The organism is Bacillus sanguinis (genome assembly GCF_018332475.1).
Classification (GTDB): Bacteria; Bacillota; Bacilli; order Bacillales; family Bacillaceae_G; genus Bacillus_A; species Bacillus_A sanguinis.
Genome location: NZ_BOQB01000392.1, coordinates 1 through 3,143, shown reverse-complemented (window position 1 = coordinate 3,143; position 3,143 = coordinate 1). Strand labels below are relative to the sequence as shown.

Annotated in this window: 4 protein-coding genes; 2 read left to right on the top strand and 2 right to left on the bottom strand. The window is 34.1% G+C overall.

All coding sequences use genetic code 11. The features are described 5' to 3' along the window. Positions 1-51: 51 nt before the first annotated feature. Positions 52-906, top strand: a complete 855-nt coding sequence (gene mleBCA / locus KI369_RS26645) for a BCA family alpha/beta fold macrolide esterase (protein ID WP_212958513.1) — start codon at positions 52-54, stop codon at positions 904-906. Positions 907-1,026: 120 nt separating this feature from the next. Here the strand turns inward: mleBCA and KI369_RS26640 are convergent, their stop codons facing one another. Beyond that, complete coding sequence (locus KI369_RS26640) at positions 1,027-1,362, bottom strand: hypothetical protein (protein ID WP_212958511.1); 336 nt, start codon at positions 1,360-1,362, stop codon at positions 1,027-1,029. Between the two features lie 11 nt (positions 1,363-1,373). After that, positions 1,374-2,543, bottom strand: coding sequence for a ParM/StbA family protein (locus tag KI369_RS26635; protein ID WP_073515256.1), 1,170 nt, complete (start codon positions 2,541-2,543; stop codon positions 1,374-1,376). Positions 2,544-2,752: 209 nt separating this feature from the next. On the opposite strand from KI369_RS26635, the gene KI369_RS26630 reads away from it, so the two are divergent. After that, positions 2,753-3,143, top strand: a 391-nt coding sequence (locus tag KI369_RS26630) for a hypothetical protein (protein ID WP_212958509.1), incomplete at its 3' end; no start/stop codon positions are given.

Sequence of the window (3,143 nt, the reverse complement as noted above, 5' to 3'; positions counted from 1 at the left end):
TTATTCAAAACTATATTTTTAATTACATTCAAAAGAAATGGGGATAATTTTATGACTGAAAAGATATTTAAAATAAACGGGATTGATATATGTACAGAAAGCTTTGGGAATCCTAAAGACCCAGCTATTTTATTAATTATGGGTGCTACGTGTTCAATGGTTTATTGGGATGAAGAATTTTGTGAACAGTTGGCTAACACGGGGAAATTTGTTATTCGTTTTGATAACCGTGATGTGGGACGCTCTGTTGCATACGAGCCTGGAACTTCCAATTATACAGTGACAGATATGGCAGAAGATGCGATTGGGGTACTTGATGCTTATCATATTGATCAAGCACATCTATTTGGTATGTCTTTAGGTGGTATGATCGCTCAAATTGCTGCTGTAAAACATCCTGAAAGAATTTTATCGTTAACATTACTAGCTACAAGTATTATAGGCTCAAACGATAACACGCGCGATTTACCTCCGATGGATGAAAGAATTTTAACACATCACGCAAATGGCACACATTTAGATTGGACAAATGATAAAGTTGTAGCAGAATATTTAGTTTCCGGATCCCGCCTATTATGCGGGTCCAAACGAACATTTGATGAAAAAAAAGTCAATAAACAAGTAATACAAGAAATTGAACGAGCTAACAATTTATTAAGCATGTTTAATCACGCTTTACTTCAAGGAGATGATGCATATGAAGGTGTGCTTCACTCCATACAGGCACCTACATTAGTTATTCATGGAACAGACGATACTGCACTTCCTTTCGAACATGGTCTCGCACTAATTGATGAAATTCCTAACTCTGTTCTATTAACCCTTGAAGGTGCTGGACATGAAATTCATCCAGATGACTGGGAAGACATAATCCAGGCTGTTACTGATCATACATCTAAAATATAGATAAATAATGAATAGAAGGGGGCACACCACAATTTGTGCCCCCTCTATTCGTTACATGTAAAAAAGCCCATCACTGTATCCGTATGTATAGCGATGGGCAATACTTATATTTTTCTATGTTTAAAAAAACGGACAATCTAATTGATCAACAGATTCCCATGATTTTTTTTTTATATTTTCAGTGGATTTATTAGCTTCTAGTGGTACGTTTTTAAAAGGGTTTACTTCAACCTTTAATATGGAAGATGGCTCTACGTATAATGAGAAAACATGACTACTTGGTATAGCTTTTGACACATCAATATCTCCTACTTGTTTAAAAAGTTGCTGCGCTGCAAAGAAAAAGAAATTCGTTGGGTTGGATTGTTTATTTAGCCATGCAAGCATTTCAGGTGATATTGACTTATGAATATTGATTTTCACTCGATCACCACGTTTATATCGCCTAGATCGCATGCTTCCACCAACTAACTTATCGTTAAGTTTGTAAACCCTAACTCTTTTTGCTTATGCTCTCTATATTTTGGTGAACAAGTGTATACTAATAATCCGCGTGCATTTGTAAATAACGGATTATCTACAAAGATTACATTTGTTAGTCGTCCTTTTTGCTTTAAAATCATTTTCAAACTGTTTTTAATAATTACTGCGCCCCCGCCATAAATAAATACGTATGGATCGTCTTTCATATCATCAATTTTATTTATGATATCCGTTGCGACACGCGCTGCTAAACCTAATAATGCTGGTTGTGATTCTTCAACTAATAACGCATTTCTTGGGTGCTTTTCATGTAAATAAATTTGGTTAAACTCTGTAATGCTATCAATCGTTTTTGTTGGATACTTCCGGTTCCATCTCGTAATAATTTGTAACAACGTTTCTTTTACACCATATGATAGGCCCTTACTTAGTTGTGGCCTAAAGTTGACGCCTAGTGAAACTACTTCTTCTGTCGTCCCCGCACCAATATCAAAAGATAATAGTGTTTTATCAACAAAATCAATTTCTGAAACTTGATTTTGTTCACATTCTATTTTATGTTTCACAACATTTCCTTCTTCATCATATACAATGCCCCACGTCCCAGAAGCGCCCTCAGGTAGGCATTTACAATATTCGATTGAAATATTAATTGTCACATCACGTCCGTTTGGATAATGGAACACAACCTTATGATTCCCCATATAACGTTTCGCATTTTCCGCAGCTATCTCTTGTGTAATAAGCTGCATCGGAAGAGCAACAGATAAATCATAACGAATATTAATATGACTAGAAGTTGGGCTTTGACGCATAGCACTTACCGCTAAACCAGATAGAATTGTAATAACCATTAACTCATCAGTTGACTTATTTGATTTCTTCTCAACCTCAGTACCTTTTAATTGATCTTGAATGACTTTTTCTCCAACAATATACCGCACATTATTTAACATTAGCGATGGAGAACTAATGGTCACGTCAATGTGATTTTCTAATTCAGATAATGAAACATCTCCCTCATCTAACAATCCCGTAGGCTCTCCTATATATAAAGAATATATACTCGGAATAAAAATAGGGTCTTGCCCTTTCACCATTAACTTCAAACCGTTATTTCCTGCATCAGCACCAGCTTTTAATAGAATAGACATAACTACCCCCTAAATTAATCTGACATCCCTTCCAAATATATGCGAGCCCATTCTTTTACATTCAAATGTAATGCAATTTTTTATAAAGGACAAAAACAAAGTATCATATTATTTCTTTATTGTGTAAAAAGTATTTGACATAAAACTTCCCCAATTTTATACTATTTATGTAAAGAGTTTTTTACATTATAGGAGGTGTCATTTCTAAATTGAATCATAAAAAAATCATTTTCATAATTATCGTTATATCATTACTCGGAATCCTCTTACATGGTGCGTATAAATATATAACGGAAGGTTCAATTTTAGGCGGAACAATATTCGCTTTTTCGTTAATACTTGGTAATTTAATTAATCAAATTACTTGGGGAGATCCAAACGGAGTGTCGGAAGAAAGCCAAGATGAAATGGGACAGCAAATTCAATATAAAAGTTTTAAAGTTGCTTATTTTGTACTAATATGCCTTATGTTTTTTATTTTAATATTATCAGAAGGATTTACATTCCTATTACTCGATGAAATAAAGAATCTTCCACTTTTTATTGCTCTTTGCTCTTCTTTCTTTATTTACCCTATTGTCGAACTTATAGTTGCAAAAC